Genomic DNA, 20140 nt, shown 5'->3' with positions numbered 1-20140 from the left:
CTAGCCGTCGCCGGGCTCGATTTCCCCGAGGAACGTGGCCATGCGGGCCGCGATCTCCTCGGGAAACTCGCCATTGATGGCGTGCGAGGCCTCCGGCCACACCTCGATCTGCGCCTGGGGCAGGATCTTTCGTGCGCGAGCGGCGCGCCTGCGGGCATTGTGCACAATGCTGCGCCCCGCGAAGATGCCCAGGAATGGGACCTTCAGCGCCGAAAGTTGTTCCTTGGAAGGCTGATCCGTCATCGGCAGGAAGGCCGCGAAATCCTTCATGCCGGAGGCGATCAGCTTGCCCTCGGGCAGATCCTGCGGCGTCTGCGCTCCACCGGAGATCCAGCCGAGCAGCTTATTGCGCCACTTCTCCGGCATGCCCGGCAGCACCGAGCCGAGCGAGACCACGATCATCTTCCAGCTCACCGCGCCGAAGACGAAGGGCGCGTCCAGGATTGCCAGCGAGGCGACCCGCTCCGGATGGTGCACGGCCAGATTCACCGCCGACCAGCCGCCGATCGACACTCCGAGCACATGGACCGGTTCCGGTTCCAGGACGCGCAGGCATTCCGCCAGCCATTCGGCCTGATCGACATCATCGGTGAGCGGCTCGGATTGCACGCTCAAACCCGGTTCGCCCAGCAGATCCAGGGTGATCACCGGGCGAATCGCGATCAGGCCCGGCAGATTCGCGGCCCACAGAGGCGTCGCGGCCTGCCGCCCCGGAAGCAGCACCAGCGGGGTGCCGTGCTCGGGCCCGAACCGGTAGGCGCGCACCGTGCCGAAGCGGGTCGGTACATCCACCGATTCGCGCGGCGGCGGGAGCAGATCGAATCCCTCCTGGTAGGCGCTGCGATAGCGCTTCCACCCGGCGGCATCACGGAAGTAGCCGATCCGCTTGCCCTTCCAGGTGTCGCCCACATGCTGTTCCGGATAGTCGACAGTCGTCACCGGTCCAGCATCCCAGTCAGCGCAAACCGGTAATGCGCCGCGCCAGCCAACTGCGGGTCTCCTCATCGCGGGCCTGGTCCAGGAGTCGGCGGCGGGCCGCGGGGGAGAGTGCGGCCAGCAGTTCGCCGACCCGCTTACGCGCGCCCCAGCTGAGCAGATAGCGGACCGCGCCCGCGGCGGCGCGATCATCGGCCACCTCGATGGCGCGGGCCAGGTCCAGGCTGTGCTCGCGATCCAGGAACTGAGCCGGAATCCCTTCGTGCACAGGGAATCCCGAGTAGGCCCCGGTCCCGGAGGCATACCAGGTGAGTAGTCGGACAATGCGTTCCACCACATCCGGGTAAGCGGCCTGCAAGTCTGATCGCGCTTGGGTGACCCGGGATTCGCTCAGGGTGCCGCCGGTGCGGGAGGTCTCCAGGAATTCGGTGGTGCAGGGAGTCAGGGGTTCGGGGATCTCGGCGGTCCAGAGCCGGGCCGCGCGATCGGTCTCGGCTTGGCGGCGTTCGGCGGCCCGGAACTCGGTCAGCGGTTCGGTCACGCCGCGCACCGCCAACCACTCCAGCGAGCGCACCCCGTCGGCGAGTTTCGCGTCCATCGGCCAGCCGTCCCAGCGCAGTGAATAGCCGTGGTGCAGGGTCACCCGGGTGAGTTCCGCGCCCGCCGCGTCGTCGAAGAGCAGGGTCACATCGCCCCAGCACATACAGATGAATCCATCCAGATCCGCGACCCGCAGCGCCTCCCGCAGCGCTCTCAGGGCAACCGGATCGGATTCCTCCAGCAGGACGGTCGAATCGCGGGTCACCTCCCGGACTCTGACCCGGTGCGCGCCGGCCAGCACGCGGTCCAATGCTTCCAGATCCCGACTGGCGGTATCTCCCCCGAACTGCATACCAAAACAGTAGCGGGACCGGCCGGTTTGCGGCGTGTCGCCGAATCGCGTGCAATCCGGCGAATATTGTCCACATGGTTGCTGAACTGGTACGAACCAGTGGGTGATACGGTTCGATGTGACGCCGACAACTCTGGTCGCTACCCCTCGACCGAGAGCATTCCCGGGGCAGGACCAGCACTTCTGTCTGTCGGGCTCATGCGAGGGCGAAAGAACCTGACGCCGGGCTGTCTGCTCCTACAGGAAATGTGGCCGCTCAGCGCTGAACTGCATTGTTGCCGAGAAGTCAGAAATAGGAGAGACAGTGGCGATATCGGACCCTCAGCGCGAGGCGATCCCGCCGTCGGCCGGCCGGAGCACCGGCCTGTTCCGCGTCAAGTCGATCGAGCAGTCCATTCGTGAGACCGACGAGCCGGACACCAAACTCCGCAAGGACCTCACCTCCTGGGACCTGACCATCTTCGGCGTGGCCGTGGTGGTCGGCGCGGGCATCTTCACCCTCACCGCGCGCACTGCGGGCAACCTCGCCGGGCCCGCCGTCTCACTGGCCTTCGTCTTCGCCGCGGTGGCCTGTGGCCTGGCCGCGCTCTGCTACGCCGAATTCGCTTCGACCGTTCCGGTCGCGGGCAGCGCGTATACCTTCTCCTACGCCACCTTCGGTGAGCTGATCGCCTGGATCATCGGCTGGGACCTCATCCTGGAATTCGCGCTCGGCACCTCCGTCGTCGCCAAGGGCTGGTCGCAGTACCTCGGCGTGGTGCTCGGTGGGCGGCAGCCGATCTGGCACTTCGGTTCACACAAGTTCGACTGGGGCGCAGTACTTCTCATCGCCATCCTGACCGGACTGCTGATCATGGGCACCAAACTGTCCTCGCGGGTCTCGGCCGTCGCGGTCGCCATCAAGCTGGCCGTCATCGCGCTCGTGGTCATCGTCGGTCTCAAGTACTTCAAGTTCGACAACCTCAAGCCCTACATCCCGGAATCGGTGCCCGGCACCGATGACGGCACCGGCAAGCTGCACCAGACACTGTTCTCGCTCGTCACCGGCAGCGGGCACAGCACCTTCGGCTGGTACGGCCTGCTCGCCGCGGCCTCCATCGTGTTCTTCGCGTTCATCGGCTTCGACGTGGTCGCCACCGCCGCCGAGGAGACCAAGGACCCGCAGCGCAATGTGCCGCGCGGCATCCTCGGCTCGCTGGCCATCGTCACCGTGCTGTACGTGGCGGTGTCGCTGGTGCTCACCGGCATGGTGTCCTACAAGGACCTCCAGGGCGACGACGCCACCCTCGCGACGGCCTTCGCGCTGCACGGCGTCACCTGGGCCAAGAACATCATCTCGATCGGTGCGCTGGCCGGACTCACCACCGTCGTCATGGTGCTGTTCCTCGGGCAGACCCGCGTGCTGTTCGCCATGGCTCGCGACGGCCTGATGCCGCGCAAGCTGGCGCACACCGGATCCAAGGGCACGCCGGTGCGGATCACCGTTATCGTCGGCGTCATCTGCGCGCTGCTGGCCGGTTTCGTCGACTTCGGCACCCTCGAAGAGATGGTCAATATCGGCACGCTGTTCGCGTTCGTGCTGGTGTCCGTCGGCGTGATCGTGCTGCGTCGCACCCGCCCGGATCTGAAGCGTGGCTTCCGGGTGCCGCTGGTGCCGTTCGTGCCGATCCTGTCGGTGCTGGCCTGCGCGTGGCTCATGTTCAACCTGTCGGTGGAGACCTGGCTGCGGTTCATCATCTGGATGGCGATCGGCATGGTCGTGTACTTCGCGTACGGGCGACGGCACTCGCTGCTGGGACTCGCGAAGCCGGATCTCACAAAGGAATAGCGGCCCTCATTGGCCAAAATCGGTAGCTGATCGGCTGCTCGAGTTCGGCGCTGGTGGTGTGTCGAGGCGACTCGACCTCGCGGAATGATGTTCAATTGCTCTGAATAGTGAGAGTTGTGCCACAAGTTCCGCCCGCCAGCGCCATCTCAGCATCCCGAGAGGAACCGATCGTGAGCATGCTCCTCGTCGTGCACGACGCGTATTCGAACGTGGTCGCGCAAATCGGAAACCCGACGCCGGAGACCCCTCCGGTGGCGGACAAGTTGATGAAATTGGTCCGATACTTCACCTGGTTCACCATGCTGTCCGGCGTCACCGCCATCACCTACGGCGGCGGCCGGTTCGCCTGGGAGAAGTGGAGCGGAGGCGGTCTCGAATCGCCGAAGATGGTGGCCGGAGCCATGATCGGCGGGGCCACCGCCACCAGCGCCGGAACCATCATGAACGCCGTCATCGGAAGTTGAGAACCACGGGTGCGCCAGAGTCGGCGCACCCGTTGTCATTTCGGTGACTAGCCCTTCGCAAGCATTCGATTCATCTGATCGATCTCGCCCTGCTGCGCGCCGACAATGGCCTGCGCCATGGACTTCGAATCGGCATTGGAGCCGTTCGACAATTCGGTATTCGCCATACCGATCGCGCCCTGATGGTGCTCGATCATCATCTGCATCCACAGCTTGTCGAATTCCGCGCCCGACAGGCTCTCCAGCTTGCTCATCTGATCCTTGGTCATCATGCCCGCCATGCCCTCATGCCCCATGCTCGCGCTGGGCGCACCCTTGCCGAAAGCCGTGAGCAGCGTGGCGATCTGCTGCATTTCGGGCGACTGGGCCTGCTCCACATTCTTGGCGAGCGTGCTCAGCTCCTGATTCTGTGAGCGGCTCGGCACCAGCTTCGCCATCTCCACCGCTTGCGCGTGATGCGGGTACATCATCTGCAAGAAGGTGATGTCGGCATCGTTGAAATCGGAGCGGGTGGCAGCCTGCGCGGAAGTGGTTGCGCCATGGTTCATGCCGGGCATGGACGCGGAAGACGACGCGGGCGCGGACGGCATGGTGGTGGAGCCGTGATCCATGCCGGGCATGGAGTCGTTGTTACCGCTGCAACCCGCGGCGATCAGGGCGACGGCGGCGGTAGCGGTGATGGCGGCGAGCTTGATACGGGTGGTGAACATGCTTGAACTCCTTGGCAATTAGGGGATGGACCTGGAATGGGCATGCGAAAGCCCGTAGGCAGGCATGCGAAATCGCGCGTCCGCGTGGGGGATACGCGGCGCGGCCGATCCATCAGATCCGCAGAATCGCCAATTCGGCCAAGGAGAGCACCGTCCACGGCGGTGGACGGGCGCGATGCGGGCGCGGTTGCCGCACCTTCGTGGTGGCGGCGTCATAGCCACCGAGGCCGACCCAGCCGAGTAGCGCCAAGCCGAGTCCGAGCAGCAGGGCTGCCAGCACGAACAGGCAGCCGTGCATTCCGGCGTGCCCGCTGCCACAATCGCTGCCCGTGCAGGCGGCCATGGGGTGGCCCTTGCCCATGACCGTCGCCATCGCGATGGTCATGGTGTCTTGGACGGCGGCCGGGTTCAGGGCGGCCGGAGCGCTCATGGCGTGCTCGGAATTCATAGCGTGCCCGGGGCCCGAATGACCCATGGTCAGCACGATGGAATGCATGAGCGCGAGACCGGCGAGCAGTGCGAACAGGCCGAAGGCCCGGATATACCGGGTGCCAGGCGTCCGCTGTTCGACCACGCGGCCAGTCTAGTGGCCGGGTCCCGGCCGGTCTCGATACCCCCTCTCGGTATTGCCGGGGAGGAATACCGAGAGGATCGCGGGACCGGGCGGTAGCGTCTCTGATCGGCTGAGTGATCCTGCCGATCGTGCGCACGTCCTGGTGCTGCCGCACAATTGCGGAACCAGCCCGTGGGGCGTGTCCCTCCGGACGCTGACCAACCCGACCGAGGTGCGGATGGGGGAGGGAACCCTGCGTCGCCTGGGCACAGAGCGGAAAGTGGTTGAACCGACACGACTTTACCGCCCCACCCATGATGCCATCGGAAAACTAAGGAATTGAAGTAGCCTGGCGGCCGTGTCACAGCGCGAACTGGTCATTCTGGGAACGGCCAGCCAGGTACCGACCAAGCAGCGCAATCACAATGGCTACCTGCTGCGCTGGGACGGCGAGGGAATGCTGTTCGACCCGGGCGAGGGCACGCAGCGGCAGATGATCTACGCCGGGGTATCGGCCACCGATATCACCCGCATCGGCATCACCCACTTCCACGGCGACCACAGCCTGGGCCTGGCGGGCGTGGTGCAGCGCATCAGCCTGGATCGGGTGCCGCATCCGGTGGACGTCTATTACCCGGCCTCCGGTGAGCAGTACTTTCAGCGGCTGTGCAATTCCACGGCCTATCACCAGACGGCCGAATTGCGTCCGCACCCCATTGCCGGACCCGGTGAATTGCCCGCGCTCACCGCCCCTTTCACCCTGCATACCGCGCATCTGTCCCATCCGGTCGACGCCTACGGGTATCGCCTGGTCGAATCCGACGGTCGCCGTATCATTCCCGAACGCCTCCAGGAGCTCGGCCTCTCCGGCCCGGCGGTCGGTCGCCTGCAACGCGATGGCCAGGTCGAGCACGACGGCCGCACCGTGACGCTGGACGAGGTGAGCGAACTCCGCCGCGGCCAGAGTTTCGCCTTCATCATGGACACCCGCCTCTGCGATAGCGTCCACCAGCTCGCGCAGGGCGTGGACATGCTGGTCATCGAGGCCACCTTCCTCGATGCCGACACCCACCTGGCCACCGAGTTCGGCCATCTCACCGCCGGACAAGCCGGTTTCGTCGCCGCCCGGGCAGGCGTTCGCACTCTCGTCCTGACCCACTTCTCCCAGCGCTACCGCTCTCTCGATGAGCATCTGGCCGAGGCCCGGGCCGAGTTCACTGGCGAAATCATCGTCGCCACCGATCTCATGCGCATCCCCCTCCCGCCCCGGCGCTGAGTTTCGGTGGTCGCGCCCGGCGCGTCGGGTGCGAAGTTCGCGTGTGCGTTCCGGTGGGCGGGGGCGGCGGGCATGATGGATCGCATGGATGCGCACGACGAACTCATCGCTCTTGCCGACCGCTACTGGGACGCCATGCTGGAGTCCGCCCCCAGTGAAGCAACCCTGTTGGGGGACAGGCGATTCGATGACCGGATCGAGGACTTCTCGGAGGCGGCCGAGGCTCGGCTATTGACCACCTGGCGGGGGTTGCTGGCCGACGTGGACGCGCTCGATCCGGAGCGGCTCAATGCCGAGGACCGGGTGACCCGGAGCCTGCTGCGGAACGAATTGTTCGGCGCGGCCTCGAATTTGGAGTGGCGGCCGCTCGAACTGGCCTCGGATCAGATGACCGGGGTGCACGCGGGGATGCTCACCATGGCTCCGCAGCTCAATGCGCCGGAGCCGGAGAACGCCCTGAAACTGGTGCAGCGCTTCCGGCAGTTCGCCTCGGTCGCGACGCAGGCCACGGAGCGGTTCCGGGCCGGGCTCGCGGCGGGGCGCACTCCCGCGCACATTGCCATCGAGCGCTCGATCAATCAGCTCGACGGCTATCTGGCCTCCGATCTCGCCGAGGACCCATTCGTCACCTTCGCGGGCCCGGCGAACTGGGATGGCGAAACCGCTTGGCGCGCAGAACTGGTCGAAGTGACGCGCGATGTCATCCGCCCCGCCTTCGCCGCCTACCGGGAAATGCTGGCCACCGAACTACTGCCCGCCGCCCGCCCCGATGACAAGGCCGGACTGTGCTGGCTCGGCGACGACGGCGCGGACATCTACAAGCGCCTGCTGCGCTACCACACCACTCTGCCGGATCTGGGCGCGGAGGAGATTCACCAGCTGGGCCTGGACGAATTGGCCGGGCTGCGAGCCGAATACACCGAGGTCGGCTCCCGCCTGTTCGGGCTGTCCGATCAGACCGAGATCTTCGCCCGCCTGCGTGAGGATTCCGCCCTGCGCTACGGCGACGGCGAAGAGATCATGGTCGACGCCCGCGCCTACCTGGCCGCGGCCAACGCCGAAATGGGAAATTGGTTCGGACGCCTCCCGGTCCAGTCCTGCGACATCCTCCCGGTCCCGGAATTCCTCGCCGGTGACGCCCCCGCCGCCTACTACTTCCCACCCGCCGCCGACGGCTCCCGTCCAGGCGCGTACTACGTCAATCAACACGAACCCAAGAGCCGCAATCGATACGAAACAGCATCGGTCGCCTACCACGAGGCCATCCCGGGCCACCACCTCCAACTAACCATCGCCAACGAACTGACCCACCTCCCCCGCTTCCAACGAATGTCCTTCTCCAACACCGCATTCGTAGAAGGCTGGGCTCTCTACACCGAACGCCTCGCCGACGAAATGGGTTTGTACCCGGACGATCTCGCCCGAATCGGCATGCTGGCGGCGGACTCGTGGCGTTCCTGCCGCTTGGTGGTGGACACCGGCCTACACGCCAAAGGCTGGTCCCGCCAGCAGGCCATCGACTTCATGCTCACCAACGCCCCCGTGGGCGAGGCCGAGATTCGCGTCGAGGTCGATCGCTATATCGCCATGCCGGGCCAGGCCGTCGCCTACAAGGTCGGCCAACTGGAGATCCGGCGGCAGCGGGCGGCGGTCGCTGAACGTCTCGGCGCAGCATTCGACATCAAGGCCTTCCACGACGTGGTGCTCGGCGCAGGCTCGGTAAGCCTGCCGGTGCTCCGCGAGCTCGCCGCAACGCTATGACAAATCCCCACCGTCCCCCGCAGCCGGTCGGCCCCGAAATCCGCTGAGCCCGCAGGTTGCTGACCTGTGGGTGAGGAAAATCATGGGATGTCGTGGCTTACGTTGTGTTCGACTCATCTGTGAGTTGAGCTAACGAAAGGGGTCGCCGGTGACGGCCACCGAAACGAAGTCGTCCATTGGTCTGCGCTCTGAGCGTGGGCCGATGTTGGCGGCGATCATGTTGGCGACCGCGCTGGTGGCTTTGGATTCGACGATCATCGCGACCGCGGTGCTCAGCATCACCGATCAGCTTGGCGGGTTTGCTCAGTTCCCTTGGCTGTTCAGTATTTACCTGCTGGCACAGGCGGTTACGGTGCCCATCTACGGCAAGCTGGCGGACATGATGGGGCGTAAGCCCGTCATGCTGTTCGGTATTGCGGTGTTCGCGCTCGGCTCACTGCTGTGCGGTATTGCCACCAGCATGCCCGCGCTCATTGCCTTCCGGGCCGTGCAGGGGATCGGTGCGGGGGCGGTCGCCCCGATGTCCATGACCATTGCCGGTGATATCTACACCGTCGAGGAGCGCGCCAAGGTGCAGGCCTATCTGGCCAGTGTGTGGGCCGCGGCCTCGGTGCTCGGCCCGCTGCTGGGCGGCGTGTTCTCGGATTATGTGAGCTGGCGCTGGATCTTCCTGATCAACCTGCCCTTGGCGGCGGTGGCGGCCTGGATGATCCTGCGGAAGTTCACCGAAGTCGCACCGCGCCAAAGCCATCGGATCGACTACCTCGGTGCGGTTCTGCTGACCGTCGGCGCGGGTGCGCTGATCCTCGCCCTGCTGGAGGGCGGCCAGGCCTGGTCCTGGACCGCACCCCAGAGCATCGCCCTCTTCGCGGGCGGCATCCTGGTGCTGATCGCGTTCGGCCTGGTCGAGCGGAGCGCGGCCAATCCGATTCTGCCGCTATGGGTTTTCACCCGCCGCATCCTGGTCGCCAGCAGCCTGATCTCGCTGCTGGTCGGGGCGGTCCTGCTCGGACTCACCTCGTATGTGCCGACTTTCGCGCAGGGCGTGCTCGGCAGCGGCGCGCTGGTGGCGGGCCTCACCGTCGGCGCGCTCACGCTGGGCTGGCCGGTGTCGGCCTCGCAGGCCGGAAAGGTGTACCTGCGCATCGGGTTCCGCTCCGCCGCCCTGATCGGCAGCGCCCTGTCCGCCGTGGGCGCGGTCTCGCTGCTGCTGGTGGACTCCGGTTCCTCGCTGCTCCAGATCGCGGTGAGCTGCTTCATCGTCGGCCTGGGCATGGGCCTGGTGGCGAGCCCCACGCTGATCGCCGCGCAGTCCAGCGCCGAATGGCATGAACGCGGCGTGGTCACCGCCACGAATATGTTCGCCCGCAATATCGGCAGCGCCGTCGGTGTCGCGGTCTTCGGCGCACTCGTCAATTCGAGGGTCGGAGATGTGGATCGCCCGGATCCGGAGACGCTGTCCTCGGCCGTGCATCTGGTCTTCATCGGTGTGGCCGTCATGGCGGTGGTCATGATCGCCGCGTCCGCCATGATGCCGCATAAGAATCCGGAACCGAGCGCGGCCTGACGGGCCGATATCGGAGCTTGGTGCGAATTTCAGGCAAACGTTCCGGGCCGCACCGATTGTGAAGGTTGCCCAGGCTCCGGCCGGGCATTCGTCTCGCGAACCAGTCTCGGAGTGCGGCGCTCGTTTTCCTGCAAATATCCGACCCGCCCCGCCGGGCCGCCCGACCGAGACTATGCGGCAATGATCTAGCACACTGTAAGAGTGCTTGAGGTCGAAGACGTGCTGAGCCAACTGCGGCGGTATCCGGATGTGGAGGCGGTGAACCTCTACGCGGTGGATGCCGCCGATCGGTTGATGCTCGATGTGGCCGCCGATTCCCTCGCCGCGGCGGGCGACGGCCGGGTGGCGGTGATCGACGACGGCTATGGGGCGCTCACCCTGGGCGCGATCGGCGCGCACGATCTCCACGGCGTGCGGGTGCACCAGGACCTGCTGACCGGAGAGTTGGCGCTGGCCAACAACGCCCGCATCGTCGGCCTCGCCGATCGGTATGCCGCACACGAACTCGGCCGCGGCCTGCTCGATGATGTGCGCGTGGTGCTGTGGCGGCTGCCCCGCGCGCTGTCCGGCCTGGCCGAGACCGCGGAGGCCATCGCCCGCTACGCCGCACCCGAGGTCGAGGTATTCGCGGGCGGCCGCGACAAATACCTGACCCCCGCCATGAACGAGGTGCTCGCCGAATCCTTCGCCTCGGTCAGTGCCAGCCGGGGCCGCCAGAAGTCCCGCATCCTGCTCGCGTCCGAGCCGAAAACCATTGGTGAGGACCGCTTCCCGATCCGGAACCGCCTGGAGGATCACGACCTCGAAGTGGTCGCGCACGGTGCCGCGTTCTCGGGCCCGAAGCTCGATATCGGAACCCGATTCCTGCTCGACTATCTGAAGCGCATGAAACCGGACGCCCGCGAGGCCATCGACTTGGGTTGCGGGACCGGCATTCTCGCGGTGGCGCTGGCCAAGTCGCGCCCCCGGATTCACGTCACCGCGACCGACCAGTCCGCCGCCGCGGTCGCCTCCACCCGCGCCACCGCCGCGGTCAATGAGGTGTCGGACCAGGTGACGGTCATGCGCGATGACGCCATGTCCAACTCGCCCGACAACAGCGCGGATCTGGTGCTGTGCAATCCGCCGTTCCATGTCGGCGCGGCCGTGCACACCGGCTCGGCCATCAAGATGTTCCAGCAGGCCGGTCGCGTCCTGCGCCCGGGCGGTGAGTTGTGGACCGTCTACAACACCCACCTCAATTACCGGGGCGTCATGGAACGCATGGTGGGCAAGACCGATGTGATGGGCCGCAATAAGAAGTTCACGGTCACGCGCTCGGTGCGAGGCCTGCACAGTGTCGATGAATAGCCGCGGTGTCGATGAATAGCCGCGGTGTCGATGAGCCGGGCGTCCGGGGCCGAAGGCTCCGGCAATTATCGGAGCGTACGGTTTTCTGAATGGGACGAATCGATCTTCGTATCTTCACGGAACCGCAGCAGGGCGCGTCCTACGACACCCTCCTGACCGTCGCCAAGGCCACCGAAGACCTCGGCTACGACGCCTTCTTCCGCTCCGACCATTACATGGCCATGGGCGACGCCGACGGACTCCCCGGCCCCACCGACGCCTGGATCACCCTGGCCGGATTGGCTCGCGAAACCAAGCGCATCCGGCTCGGCACCCTGGTCACCGCCGCCACCTTCCGCCTGCCCGGCGTGCTCGCCATCCAGGTTGCGCAGGTCGACGCCATGTCCGGCGGCCGCGTCGAATTCGGCCTGGGCGCAGGCTGGTACGAAGCCGAGCACAAGGCCTACGGCATCCCCTTCCCGGCCGACAAGTTCCCGCGTTACGAGGAACAACTGGCCATCCTCACCGGCCTGTGGGGCACCCCGCCCGGCGAGACCTTCTCCTTCTCCGGCGAGCACTACACCCTCACCGACTCACCCGCCCTCCCCAAGCCTGCGCAGTCCAAGATCCCCGTCGTCATCGGCGGCATGGGAGCCAAGCGCACCCCGCGCATCGCGGCCAAGTACGCGGCCGAGTTCAATGCCCCGTTCCAGTCCGCCGAGGCCAGCGCCGACCAGTTCGAACGAGTTCGCCGCGCCGCCAAGGAGATCGGCCGCGACCCGAACGAGATCACCTTCTCCAATGCCCTGGTGGCCTGCGTCGGCGCGACCGATGCCGAGGTCGCTCGCCGCGCCGGAGTCATCGGCCGCGAGGTCGACGAGTTGAAGGCCAATGGCCTCGCGGGCAGTCCGGACGAGGTGGTCGACAAGATCGGCCGCTACGCCGAGATCGCGGGCACCACCCGCATCTACCTCCAGATCCTGGATCTCGCGGATCTCGACCATCTGGCCCTGATTTCCGACAAAGTCATGAGCCAATTGGGCTAGCACGCCTCGGCACGCAGGGTAAAGGTCGGGTAAAGTCCGGTTGGTCTGATCCGGGAACTTGCCAAGGGCTCGGGTCGTTGACCGGTTAGAACGAGGCCACGACCCTGTGCGCCGCGACTCCAGAAAGGGACGCATAGTGCGCTCCACATCCAACCCGGTTTTCCGGAACCTGGCACCGCAGCAGCAGGGCGGCGGCTACGCCGGCTTCGGCTCGGCGGCAGCTGGAGCCGGACAGTTCGCGAACCAGTACGGCCAGCAGCCGCCGCAGTATCCGCCCGCCGGGTACGGGCAGCCGCCGGTGCCGACCACTCGCCCGATGACCATCGACGATGTGGTGACCAAGACCGGCATCACGCTCGCCGTGGTCACGGTCGGCGCGATCTTGTCCTATGCACTCACCGCCGCGAACCACGGGCTGGCCCCAATGTTCGTGATCGTCGGCGGCCTCGGCGGTTTCGTGCTCGCCATGATCGCCAGCTTCGGCCGTAAGTCGGACAACCCGGCGCTCGTGCTCAGCTACGCGGCACTGGAAGGCCTGTTCCTGGGCGCGCTGTCGTTCATGTTCACCAATATCAGCTACGGCGGTGTGGGCGGCGCGGGCCTGATCGCACAGGCGGTGCTCGGCACCTTCGGCGTGTTCTTCGGCATGCTCGTCGTCTACAAGACCGGCGCGATCCGCGTCACCCCGCGCTTTACCCGCATGATCGTCGGCGCGCTGATCGGCGTCATGGTTCTGGCGCTCGGCAATATCGTCGCCTCCTTCTTCGTCTCCGGCGGCCTCGGCCTGCGTGACGGCGGCACCATGTCGATCATCTTCAGCCTGGTGGTCATCGCGGTCGCGGCGTTCAGCTTCCTGCTGGACTTCGACGCCGCCGACCAGCTCATCCGCGCCGGCGCGCCGGAGAAGGCGGCCTGGAGTGTGGCGTTCGGCCTGACGGTGACGCTGGTCTGGCTGTACATCGAGATCCTGCGCTTGCTGTCCTACTTCCAGCGCGACTGAGTTCCTGCGCCTCTCGGCGCTCTCACGAAATCAGGTGAACGGCTCCCCACTTCAAGTGGGGAGCCGTTCTTTGTGCCGACCGGCTGGGACCATCAGCCCTGCGCCGCTGCGCCTTTCAGAACATCGGTAGCGACGTGGTCGGCATCGCAGCCGTCGGCGAGGATGGCATTCCCGACGGCATTATTGGTGCGCAAAGGCAGAATCGCCTGATAGGCGGGGGAGGCGTACCAGTCCAAAGTCGCCTGGTGAGTGGGGAATTCGATGACGACGACATTGCCGTCCGCCGGACCCTCCTTGACCACCTGAGTCCCGCCGTGCACGAGGAATTTGCCGCCGAACGGGGCGAGGGTGGCGTCGATGCGCTCGAGATATTCGACGATCTCGGCGTTGACGTCGATATTGCTCAGGTGGGCGATGGCGTAGCCGGGCATCTCGGGCTCCTCATTCGGTACTGCGTACTGCCTTGTTGCCCTTTATGTTTCCCGGCCCGGGTAGTGAAGTCGATTACCTGATAGGTAATAACGAAGGCGGCCGCCCGACCTGTTAGGTCGGGCGGCCGTTTCGCTTGGGGTCCGGGGGCGGACCCCCTATATCTCAGCCCCGAAGGGGCGAGCGTCTCAGCTGAGGCGCTCGATGACCATGGCCATGCCCTGGCCGCCGCCGACGCACATGGTCTCCAGGCCGAACTGCTTGTCCTGAGTCTGGAGGTTGTTGATCAGGGTGGCGGTGATGCGGGCACCGGTCATGCCGAACGGGTGGCCCAGCGCGATCGCGCCGCCCGAAATGTTCAGCTTGTCCTCGTCCATGCCCAGGGCACGGGCCGAACCCAGCACCTGAACGGCGAAGGCTTCGTTGATCTCGTACAGATCGAGGTCGCCGATCGCCATGTTCGCGTTGCCGAGCGCCTTCTTGACCGCCTCGATCGGGCCCAGGCCCATGACCTCGGGGGACAGGCCGGAGACGCCGGTGGACACGATGCGCGCCAGCGGGGTCAGGCCCAGCTCCTTGGCCTTGGTGTCGCTCATGACGACGAGCGCGGCGGCGCCGTCGTTCAGCGGACAGGCGTTACCGGCGGTGATGGTGCCGTCCGGGCGGAAGACCGGCTTCAGCTGCGAGATCTTCTCGTAGGTGGTGCCGGCGCGCGGGCCGTCGTCGGTGGTGACGATGGTGCCGTCGGGCAGGGTGACCGGGGTGATCTCCCGCTCGAAGAAGCCGGACTTGATGGCCTCTTCCGCGCGGTTCTGCGAGCGCACGCCCCAGTGGTCCTGGTCCTCGCGGGAGATGCCGGTGAACTGGGCGACGTTCTCGGCGGTCTGGCCCATGGAGATGTAGACGTCGGGCAGGATGCCTGCCTCGCGCGGGTCGGTCCACACATCCGCGCCGCCCTCGGCGCGCTTGGCGGTGCGGGCCTCGGCGTCGGCGAACACGGCGTTGTGGGTGTCCGGCCAGCCGTCGGCGGTGCCCTTCGGGAAACGCGAAACAGTCTCGACGCCAGCGGAAATGAAGACATCGCCTTCACCGGCCTTGATGGCGTGGAAGGCCATCCGGGTGGTCTGCAGCGAGGACGAGCAGTAGCGGTTGAGGGTGACGCCCGGCATGAAGTCGTAGCCGAGCTGCACGGCGACCGCGCGTGCCATATTGAAGCCGCCTTCACCGGCGGGCTGACCATTGCCCAGCATCAGGTCGTCGACCAGACGGGGATCCAGCGCGGGCACCTTGTCCAGTGCCGCGCGGACCATCTGAGCCGCCAGATCGTCCGGCCGCATGCTCACAAGCGAGCCCTTTCCGGCGCGGCCGATCGGTGAGCGGGCGTACGAAACGATTACGGCCTCAGCCATGAGGACTCCTTAAGCGCAGGGGTGAACCTCTTCGAATTTACGACGAGTGTGTCCGAGCCCAAACATCCGGTATGCCGGTATCTCAGTGACTGAACTGTGGGATAACCCTCACTCTCGGAGCTCTCGTGCCCGCTGCCTGGTCGGCAGCGGGGCACGGGGGAGGAAAGGGGAGAGCGCTCGGGCTTCTACTCGCTGTCTTCAGGATCCGGGGCGGGTTCCAGACCGGGGGCGAGCGCGTCCGGCGGGGTGGACGCTGGTGGGGGAGCGACGGCTGCCGGGGGAGGGGCGGCTTGTGCTGGGACGTCGAAGGAGCCGTGCTGGGGGATATTGATGGTGTCGGTGTACGCGGTGACATCGATGCGGCCCGGGCCGGTGTCCTGGTATTGGGCGTATTGGAGGCTGCCGTAGAGCCCGGCCTCGACATTGACCCGGTATTCGCCGACCGCGCCGGTAGTGAGGTTGCGCCAGGCGACGGTGGTCACCGTTTCGCAGACCGGCGCGAAACTCCACTCTCCTGGACCGATCCCGACAATGGGCAGTGCCCGCACATTGAAGATGGCCCGGCCCGCCCACTGCGGGTCGGTGTCGGCCCAGACTCGGATATTGGTTCCGCAGATGCCTTCCCGGAACACGGCCGGCACCTGCGGGAATTCGACGGTGCGGGCCTGTGCCGGGGCCGGAATCGCCAGCCCGCTCACGGTGCCCAGGCACCCCAGCAGCACAGCGGCGCGCACCCTGCTCGGCGTCGTCATGCGGCCAGGGTAATTTCCCGCGACCGCGATATCTCCGACGTGCGCGTAAGCCCGCATCTCCTTTCTGCAACGATGAGGGGTATGCGCATCGCTAACCATGTCGTCGATCTGATCGGAAACACCCCGCTCGTTCGATTGAACTCCGTGGTGGGTCCGAACTCGGGACTGGTCGCGGCGAAGGTCGAGTACCTGAATCCGGGCGGCAGCTCGAAGGACCGCATCGCCGTCAAGATGATCGACGCCGCCGAAGAGGCCGGGCTATTGAAGCCGGGCGGCACCATTGTCGAGCCGACCTCCGGTAATACCGGTGTGGGTCTGGCCCTGGTCGCGCAGCAGCGCGGCTACAAGTGCGTGTTCGTCTGCCCGGACAAGGTCAGCGAGGACAAGCGGAACGTGTTGCGCGCCTACGGCGCCGAGGTCGTGGTGTGCCCGACCGCGGTCGCGCCCGAGGACCCGGACAGCTACTACAACGTGTCCGACCGCCTGGTGCGCGAGATCGACGGCGCGTGGAAGCCGAACCAGTACTCCAACCCGGGCGGCCCGGAATCGCATTACGAGACCACCGGCCCGGAGATCTGGCGCGACACCGACGGCAAGGTCACGCATTTCGTGGCGGGCGTCGGCACCGGCGGCACCATCACCGGCACCGGCCGCTATCTCAAGGAGATTTCCGGCGGCAAGGTGAAGGTCATCGGCGCGGATCCGGAGGGCTCGGTCTACTCCGGCGGCACCGGCCGCCCGTACCTGGTCGAGGGTGTCGGCGAGGACTTCTGGCCGTCCGCCTACGACCCGGCCATCCCGGACGAGATCATCGCGGTCTCCGATGCGGACTCCTTCGAGATGACCCGTCGCCTGGCCCGCGAGGAGGGCCTGCTGGTCGGCGGCTCCTGCGGTATGGCCATGGTGGCCGCGCTCAAGGTCGCCGAGCGCGATCCGGATGCCGTGGTGGTCGTGCTGCTGCCGGACGGTGGCCGCGGCTACCTGTCCAAGATCTTCAACGATCAGTGGATGAGCTCCTACGGCTTCCTGCGTTCGCGCCTGGACGGCTCCACCGATGAGGTCCATGTCGGAGATGTGTTGCGCGGCAAGTCGGGTGAGCTGCCCGACCTGGTGCACACCCACCCGCAGGAGACCCTGCGCGACGCCATCGAGATCCTGCGCGAGTACGGCGTTTCGCAGATGCCGGTCGTCGGCGCGGAACCGCCGGTCATGGCGGGCGAGGTCGCGGGCAGCGTGACCGAGCGCGATCTGCTCTCGGCCGTTTTCGAGGGCCGCGCCAAGCTGACCGACCCGGTCTCCAAGCACATGAGCCCGGGCTTCCCGCTGATCGGTGCGGGCGAGCCGGTCTCGGCGGCCACCAAGCTGCTCGAAAGCACCGACGCCCTCATGGTTGTCGAGGATGGCAAGCCGGTCGGCGTCATCACCCGCCACGATCTGCTGGGCTTCCTGAGCACCGGTGTGATCGCCTAGGCATCACCGCTTCGCCAAACCGCCTGCCCGGACCGATCTTTCGGTCCCGGCGGGCGGTCTGCGTTTGTCGGCTGTTTGCCCGAGCGCCCGGATCGACTGTGACGTAGCGGACGGTCGAATTACCCGCCTGTGATTTGTGGCCTCTGCCTTGGGGATTCGCTTCTGCATCGGAGATCACACAAGTCCCGGATGTCCAGATAACTGCACCGTTACTGTCTGTTCACGCTTGGCGAGCAAGATTGTCTTGTATGAACCTGAGACAGGCCCTCACCTGGGTGGCGCTGTCGGCCGCGGTGCTCGGCGGTGCGACGCTGCTGGATCGCATGGGATTCCCGGCCCCGCAAATGATTCTCGCCATTGTGGTCGGTGCGGGCCTGGCCATGGCCGGGCGGCTTCCGAAACCCCTTCCGCGACAGGTCGGTACCGCCGTGCAGGCGCTGCTGGGTGTGCTGATGGGCAGTTATCTCCAGGTGTCACTGCTGACTTCGATCGGGCTGGATCTACTGCCGGTGCTGGCGGTCACCGCGGCGACCATTGTGGTGAGTGTGGCCGTGGCATTGGTTTTCGCGCGGGCCGCCAAAGTGGATGTGCCGACCGCGACGCTGGGCCTGCTGGCCGGGGGCTCGGCCGCGGTGGTCTCGGCCGCCGATGAACTCGACGCCGATCCGCGGCGGGTGGCCTTCATGCAATACCTGCGGGTCGCGCTGGTCGCGCTGAGCGCACCCGCCATCGCGGCCATGCTGGACGATGAAGAGGGAATCCCTTACAGCTCAGCGTCTCTCGGTGGTTCGGTCACCGATCCGTCGCTGCCGTGGTGGATGATCGTGGGCCGCGGCGATCAGGTCGCGGGCATCTCCACCGCGATCGTGTTGTGCGTCATAGGAATCTGGGGCGGGCGTCGTCTCGGCCTGCCCAATGCCGCGCTGCTGGGACCCATGCTGATCACCGCCGTGCTGACCGCCGCGGGCATCAGCCACGGTTACGCGCCCACGCATCTGTTCAAGGATCTGCTGTTCGTGCTCATCGGATTCGAGGTCGGCACCCGCTTCACCCGCGAGGTGGTGACCGAGATGGCCCGCATGCTCCCCGGCATGACGGCCGCCGTGCTCGCCCTGTCCGGACTGGTCGCCGCGCTCGCCCTGGGCCTGGCCTACTTCGTCGATCTGGAGATGTCGGATCTCTACCTGGCCACCACACCCGGTGGCATCAATGCCGTGCTGGCCACCGCCGACAAGATGAACGCGAACCTGCCCTTGATCACCAGCGTGCAGACCATCCGCCTGCTCCTCATGATGCTGATGCTGCCCCTGCTAATGCGATCCCTGCGCCGCTTCAAGGTGCCGGAGCCCGAGCCGGTCCCGGCATGAGCGGGATAGCGCGCTGGGTTACGGCTCCGGGCGCTCGTACGGCCGCCTCAGGCCGCCTCAGGCGCGGTCCCAGCGTCCGGCCGACCTTCCAGATGCTGAGCGGACCGCGATGGGCGCGCTCTTGGGCGCCTGCACATCACCGCCCTATTACGGACCGGGCACAATGATCATGATCGTGGTTGCCGGATGGTCGCTTCGGTAACGCGAAACGCCGAAAAAACGGCCATTCCGGGTATATCGCAATATGCAGGCTAAATTTCTCTGTGATCTGAAACACTTTGTGTTTCGAATTGAATCGCCTGGTCAGTGCTTGTATTAATGCAGGTACCGCAGTTGCCCGACAAGGCGGTTCGCTTTCTGTTCACCTTTGGTTCAGGCTGTGTTAACTAAGCGCAATCAAGCTGTGACCTTGTAGGAAACAGACCCCAGGTCTGGACGACGCAAGGAGACGTGAACCGACATGCGGAACGTGTCACCACTTCGGTGCGATGAGGCTCTGCGGCCCAGCTAGCCGCGAACGTCTCCGCTGGCCTCCTCGAGAGCGTCGAGTTCCTTTGGCCCGTAACGGGTCCCACAACAGCAACGCACAACAGCCCTAGCGCGACAGGTGAGCGCCGATTGGCGCACGCGTGTTCAGCGCTGCCTTCTTCAGGCCTGCGAGCCCGAAACCGAACAGGAATCCAAATTCGCCATGCCCACGAATGCCCTGACTGCACTGCGTGACCCTGCCAGACGTAGCAAGGTGGCCGCTGCCACCCGCACGGTCGGCACCGCCGCTCTCGCCCTCGGCGTGTTCGGGTCCATCATCACCGCCGCCGGACACGCGTCCAGCGATGTGCGCCCCGTCGCACTGAAGGCCACCCTCGCCGCGGCGGCTCCCGCCGTCGCGCCGGTCGCGCCCGCCAATGAGCAGCAGCCCGCCGTTCCGGCCCCGGCCCCCATGCCGGCTCCGCTGCCCGTCGCGCCGCCCGCCCCGCCGGTGTACGCGAACAACCTCGACGGCTGGATCCGTCAGGCCCTCGACATCATGGCCGCCAATAACATCCCCGGCACCTATGAGGGCATCCTCAAGAACGTGCTGCGGGAGTCCAGTGGCAACCCGCAGGCGATCAACCTGTACGACTCGAATGCGGCCATGGGCATCCCGTCCAAGGGCCTGCTCCAGGTGATCGACCCGACCTTCAACGCCTACCACGTCGAAGGCACCTCGTTCGACGTGTGGGATCCGGTCGCGAACATCGTGGCGGCCTGCAACTACGCCGCCCACCGGTACGGCTCGATGGACAACGTCAATAGCGCGTACTGATCCCAGCGAACCCTGAGCACTCGAATTGGCAACTTTTTCGCAAAC

At 66.2% G+C, this 20140-nt stretch carries 18 protein-coding genes; 11 read left to right on the top strand and 7 right to left on the bottom strand.

The features are described from left to right. The gene (locus AB0N05_RS01620; protein ID WP_364686067.1) at positions 1 to 939 is read right to left on the bottom strand and encodes an alpha/beta hydrolase; all 939 of its coding nucleotides are present in this window, start codon (positions 937 to 939) and stop codon (positions 1 to 3) included. 16 nt (positions 940 to 955) lie between these two features. Beyond that, positions 956 to 1828 (bottom strand): hypothetical protein, encoded by an 873-nt coding sequence (locus tag AB0N05_RS01615; RefSeq protein ID WP_364686064.1) that lies wholly within the window; start codon positions 1826 to 1828, stop codon positions 956 to 958. 310 nt (positions 1829 to 2138) lie between these two features. Here AB0N05_RS01615 and AB0N05_RS01610 point away from each other — a divergent pair, with 310 nt between their 5' ends. Both AB0N05_RS01610 and AB0N05_RS01605 read left to right on the top strand, forming a co-directional pair. Beyond that, a complete protein-coding gene (locus AB0N05_RS01610) occupies positions 2139 to 3656 on the top strand; it encodes an amino acid permease (protein ID WP_364687423.1) in 1518 nt (505 codons plus the stop codon). 176 nt (positions 3657 to 3832) lie between these two features. Beyond that, positions 3833 to 4120, top strand: coding sequence for a hypothetical protein (locus AB0N05_RS01605; RefSeq protein ID WP_364687421.1), 288 nt, complete (start codon positions 3833 to 3835; stop codon positions 4118 to 4120). Between the two features lie 47 nt (positions 4121 to 4167). Here the strand turns inward: AB0N05_RS01605 and AB0N05_RS01600 are convergent, their stop codons facing one another. Continuing rightward, the gene (locus AB0N05_RS01600; RefSeq protein WP_364686061.1) at positions 4168 to 4830 is read right to left on the bottom strand and encodes a DUF305 domain-containing protein; all 663 of its coding nucleotides are present in this window, start codon (positions 4828 to 4830) and stop codon (positions 4168 to 4170) included. Between the two features lie 112 nt (positions 4831 to 4942). Beyond that, positions 4943 to 5404 (bottom strand): DUF6153 family protein, encoded by a 462-nt coding sequence (locus tag AB0N05_RS01595; RefSeq protein WP_364686058.1) that lies wholly within the window; start codon positions 5402 to 5404, stop codon positions 4943 to 4945. Between the two features lie 337 nt (positions 5405 to 5741). Here AB0N05_RS01595 and AB0N05_RS01590 point away from each other — a divergent pair, with 337 nt between their 5' ends. The 6 genes from AB0N05_RS01590 (at position 5742) to AB0N05_RS01565 (ending at position 13362) form a co-directional block, all read left to right on the top strand. Further along, positions 5742 to 6659 (top strand): ribonuclease Z, encoded by a 918-nt coding sequence (locus AB0N05_RS01590; RefSeq protein ID WP_364686055.1) that lies wholly within the window; start codon positions 5742 to 5744, stop codon positions 6657 to 6659. A gap of 84 nt (positions 6660 to 6743) precedes the next feature. Further along, positions 6744 to 8420 (top strand): DUF885 domain-containing protein, encoded by a 1677-nt coding sequence (locus AB0N05_RS01585; RefSeq protein WP_364686052.1) that lies wholly within the window; start codon positions 6744 to 6746, stop codon positions 8418 to 8420. Positions 8421 to 8622: 202 nt separating this feature from the next. After that, positions 8623 to 9987, top strand: coding sequence for an MDR family MFS transporter (locus AB0N05_RS01580; protein ID WP_364686049.1), 1365 nt, complete (start codon positions 8623 to 8625; stop codon positions 9985 to 9987). 201 nt (positions 9988 to 10188) lie between these two features. Further along, positions 10189 to 11337 carry a methyltransferase gene (locus AB0N05_RS01575; RefSeq protein ID WP_364686046.1) on the top strand — a complete coding sequence of 383 codons (1149 nt, stop codon included), beginning with the start codon at positions 10189 to 10191 and terminating at the stop codon, positions 11335 to 11337. Between the two features lie 98 nt (positions 11338 to 11435). Next, on the top strand, positions 11436 to 12362 hold the full coding sequence (locus AB0N05_RS01570; protein WP_364687419.1) for an LLM class F420-dependent oxidoreductase: 927 nt from the start codon (positions 11436 to 11438) through the stop codon (positions 12360 to 12362). Positions 12363 to 12498: 136 nt separating this feature from the next. Continuing rightward, entirely contained in the window at positions 12499 to 13362 is an 864-nt protein-coding gene (locus AB0N05_RS01565; RefSeq protein WP_364686044.1) for a Bax inhibitor-1/YccA family protein, read from the top strand. Positions 13363 to 13454: 92 nt separating this feature from the next. Here the strand turns inward: AB0N05_RS01565 and AB0N05_RS01560 are convergent, their stop codons facing one another. The 3 genes from AB0N05_RS01560 to AB0N05_RS01550 all read right to left on the bottom strand — a co-directional run bounded on the left by AB0N05_RS01560 (position 13455) and on the right by AB0N05_RS01550 (position 15952). Next, complete coding sequence (locus AB0N05_RS01560; protein WP_364686041.1) at positions 13455 to 13793, bottom strand: DUF1330 domain-containing protein; 339 nt, start codon at positions 13791 to 13793, stop codon at positions 13455 to 13457. A gap of 186 nt (positions 13794 to 13979) precedes the next feature. Further along, positions 13980 to 15200 carry an acetyl-CoA C-acetyltransferase gene (locus tag AB0N05_RS01555; protein WP_364686039.1) on the bottom strand — a complete coding sequence of 407 codons (1221 nt, stop codon included), beginning with the start codon at positions 15198 to 15200 and terminating at the stop codon, positions 13980 to 13982. Between the two features lie 185 nt (positions 15201 to 15385). Next, positions 15386 to 15952 (bottom strand): hypothetical protein, encoded by a 567-nt coding sequence (locus AB0N05_RS01550; protein ID WP_364686036.1) that lies wholly within the window; start codon positions 15950 to 15952, stop codon positions 15386 to 15388. An 81-nt stretch (positions 15953 to 16033) separates the two neighbouring features. Between AB0N05_RS01550 and AB0N05_RS01545 the strand changes: the two genes are divergently transcribed. The 3 genes from AB0N05_RS01545 (at position 16034) to AB0N05_RS01535 (ending at position 20095) form a co-directional block, all read left to right on the top strand. Continuing rightward, positions 16034 to 17422 carry a cystathionine beta-synthase gene (locus AB0N05_RS01545; protein ID WP_364686033.1) on the top strand — a complete coding sequence of 463 codons (1389 nt, stop codon included), beginning with the start codon at positions 16034 to 16036 and terminating at the stop codon, positions 17420 to 17422. A 248-nt stretch (positions 17423 to 17670) separates the two neighbouring features. After that, the gene (locus AB0N05_RS01540) at positions 17671 to 18789 is read left to right on the top strand and encodes an AbrB family transcriptional regulator (RefSeq protein ID WP_364686030.1); all 1119 of its coding nucleotides are present in this window, start codon (positions 17671 to 17673) and stop codon (positions 18787 to 18789) included. A gap of 691 nt (positions 18790 to 19480) precedes the next feature. Next, entirely contained in the window at positions 19481 to 20095 is a 615-nt protein-coding gene (locus tag AB0N05_RS01535) for a transglycosylase SLT domain-containing protein (protein ID WP_364686027.1), read from the top strand. The last annotated feature ends 45 nt before the right edge of the window (positions 20096 to 20140 follow it).

It is taken from the genome of Nocardia sp. NPDC051030 (genome assembly GCF_040683015.1).
In the GTDB taxonomy this organism is placed as follows: Bacteria; Actinomycetota; Actinomycetes; order Mycobacteriales; family Mycobacteriaceae; genus Nocardia.
This window is presented reverse-complemented; position numbering and strand designations above follow the sequence as displayed.

Bases quoted from the DNA above. Each gene is read 5' to 3' on its own strand.
- AB0N05_RS01615 (WP_364686064.1), bottom strand. From the start codon at position 1,828: ATGCAGTTCGGGGGAGATACCGCCAGTCGGGATCTGGAAGCATTGGAC.
- AB0N05_RS01605 (WP_364687421.1), top strand. From the start codon at position 3,833: ATGCTCCTCGTCGTGCACGACGCGTATTCGAACGTGGTCGCGCAAATC.
- AB0N05_RS01600 (WP_364686061.1), bottom strand. From the start codon at position 4,830: ATGTTCACCACCCGTATCAAGCTCGCCGCCATCACCGCTACCGCCGCC.
- AB0N05_RS01585 (WP_364686052.1), top strand. From the start codon at position 6,744: ATGGATGCGCACGACGAACTCATCGCTCTTGCCGACCGCTACTGGGAC.
- AB0N05_RS01580 (WP_364686049.1), top strand. From the start codon at position 8,623: ATGTTGGCGGCGATCATGTTGGCGACCGCGCTGGTGGCTTTGGATTCG.
- AB0N05_RS01560 (WP_364686041.1), bottom strand. From the start codon at position 13,793: ATGCCCGGCTACGCCATCGCCCACCTGAGCAATATCGACGTCAACGCC.
- AB0N05_RS01555 (WP_364686039.1), bottom strand. From the start codon at position 15,200: ATGGCTGAGGCCGTAATCGTTTCGTACGCCCGCTCACCGATCGGCCGC.
- AB0N05_RS01550 (WP_364686036.1), bottom strand. From the start codon at position 15,952: ATGACGACGCCGAGCAGGGTGCGCGCCGCTGTGCTGCTGGGGTGCCTG.
- AB0N05_RS01545 (WP_364686033.1), top strand. From the start codon at position 16,034: ATGCGCATCGCTAACCATGTCGTCGATCTGATCGGAAACACCCCGCTC.
- AB0N05_RS01540 (WP_364686030.1), top strand. From the start codon at position 17,671: ATGAACCTGAGACAGGCCCTCACCTGGGTGGCGCTGTCGGCCGCGGTG.
- AB0N05_RS01535 (WP_364686027.1), top strand. From the start codon at position 19,481: ATGCCCACGAATGCCCTGACTGCACTGCGTGACCCTGCCAGACGTAGC.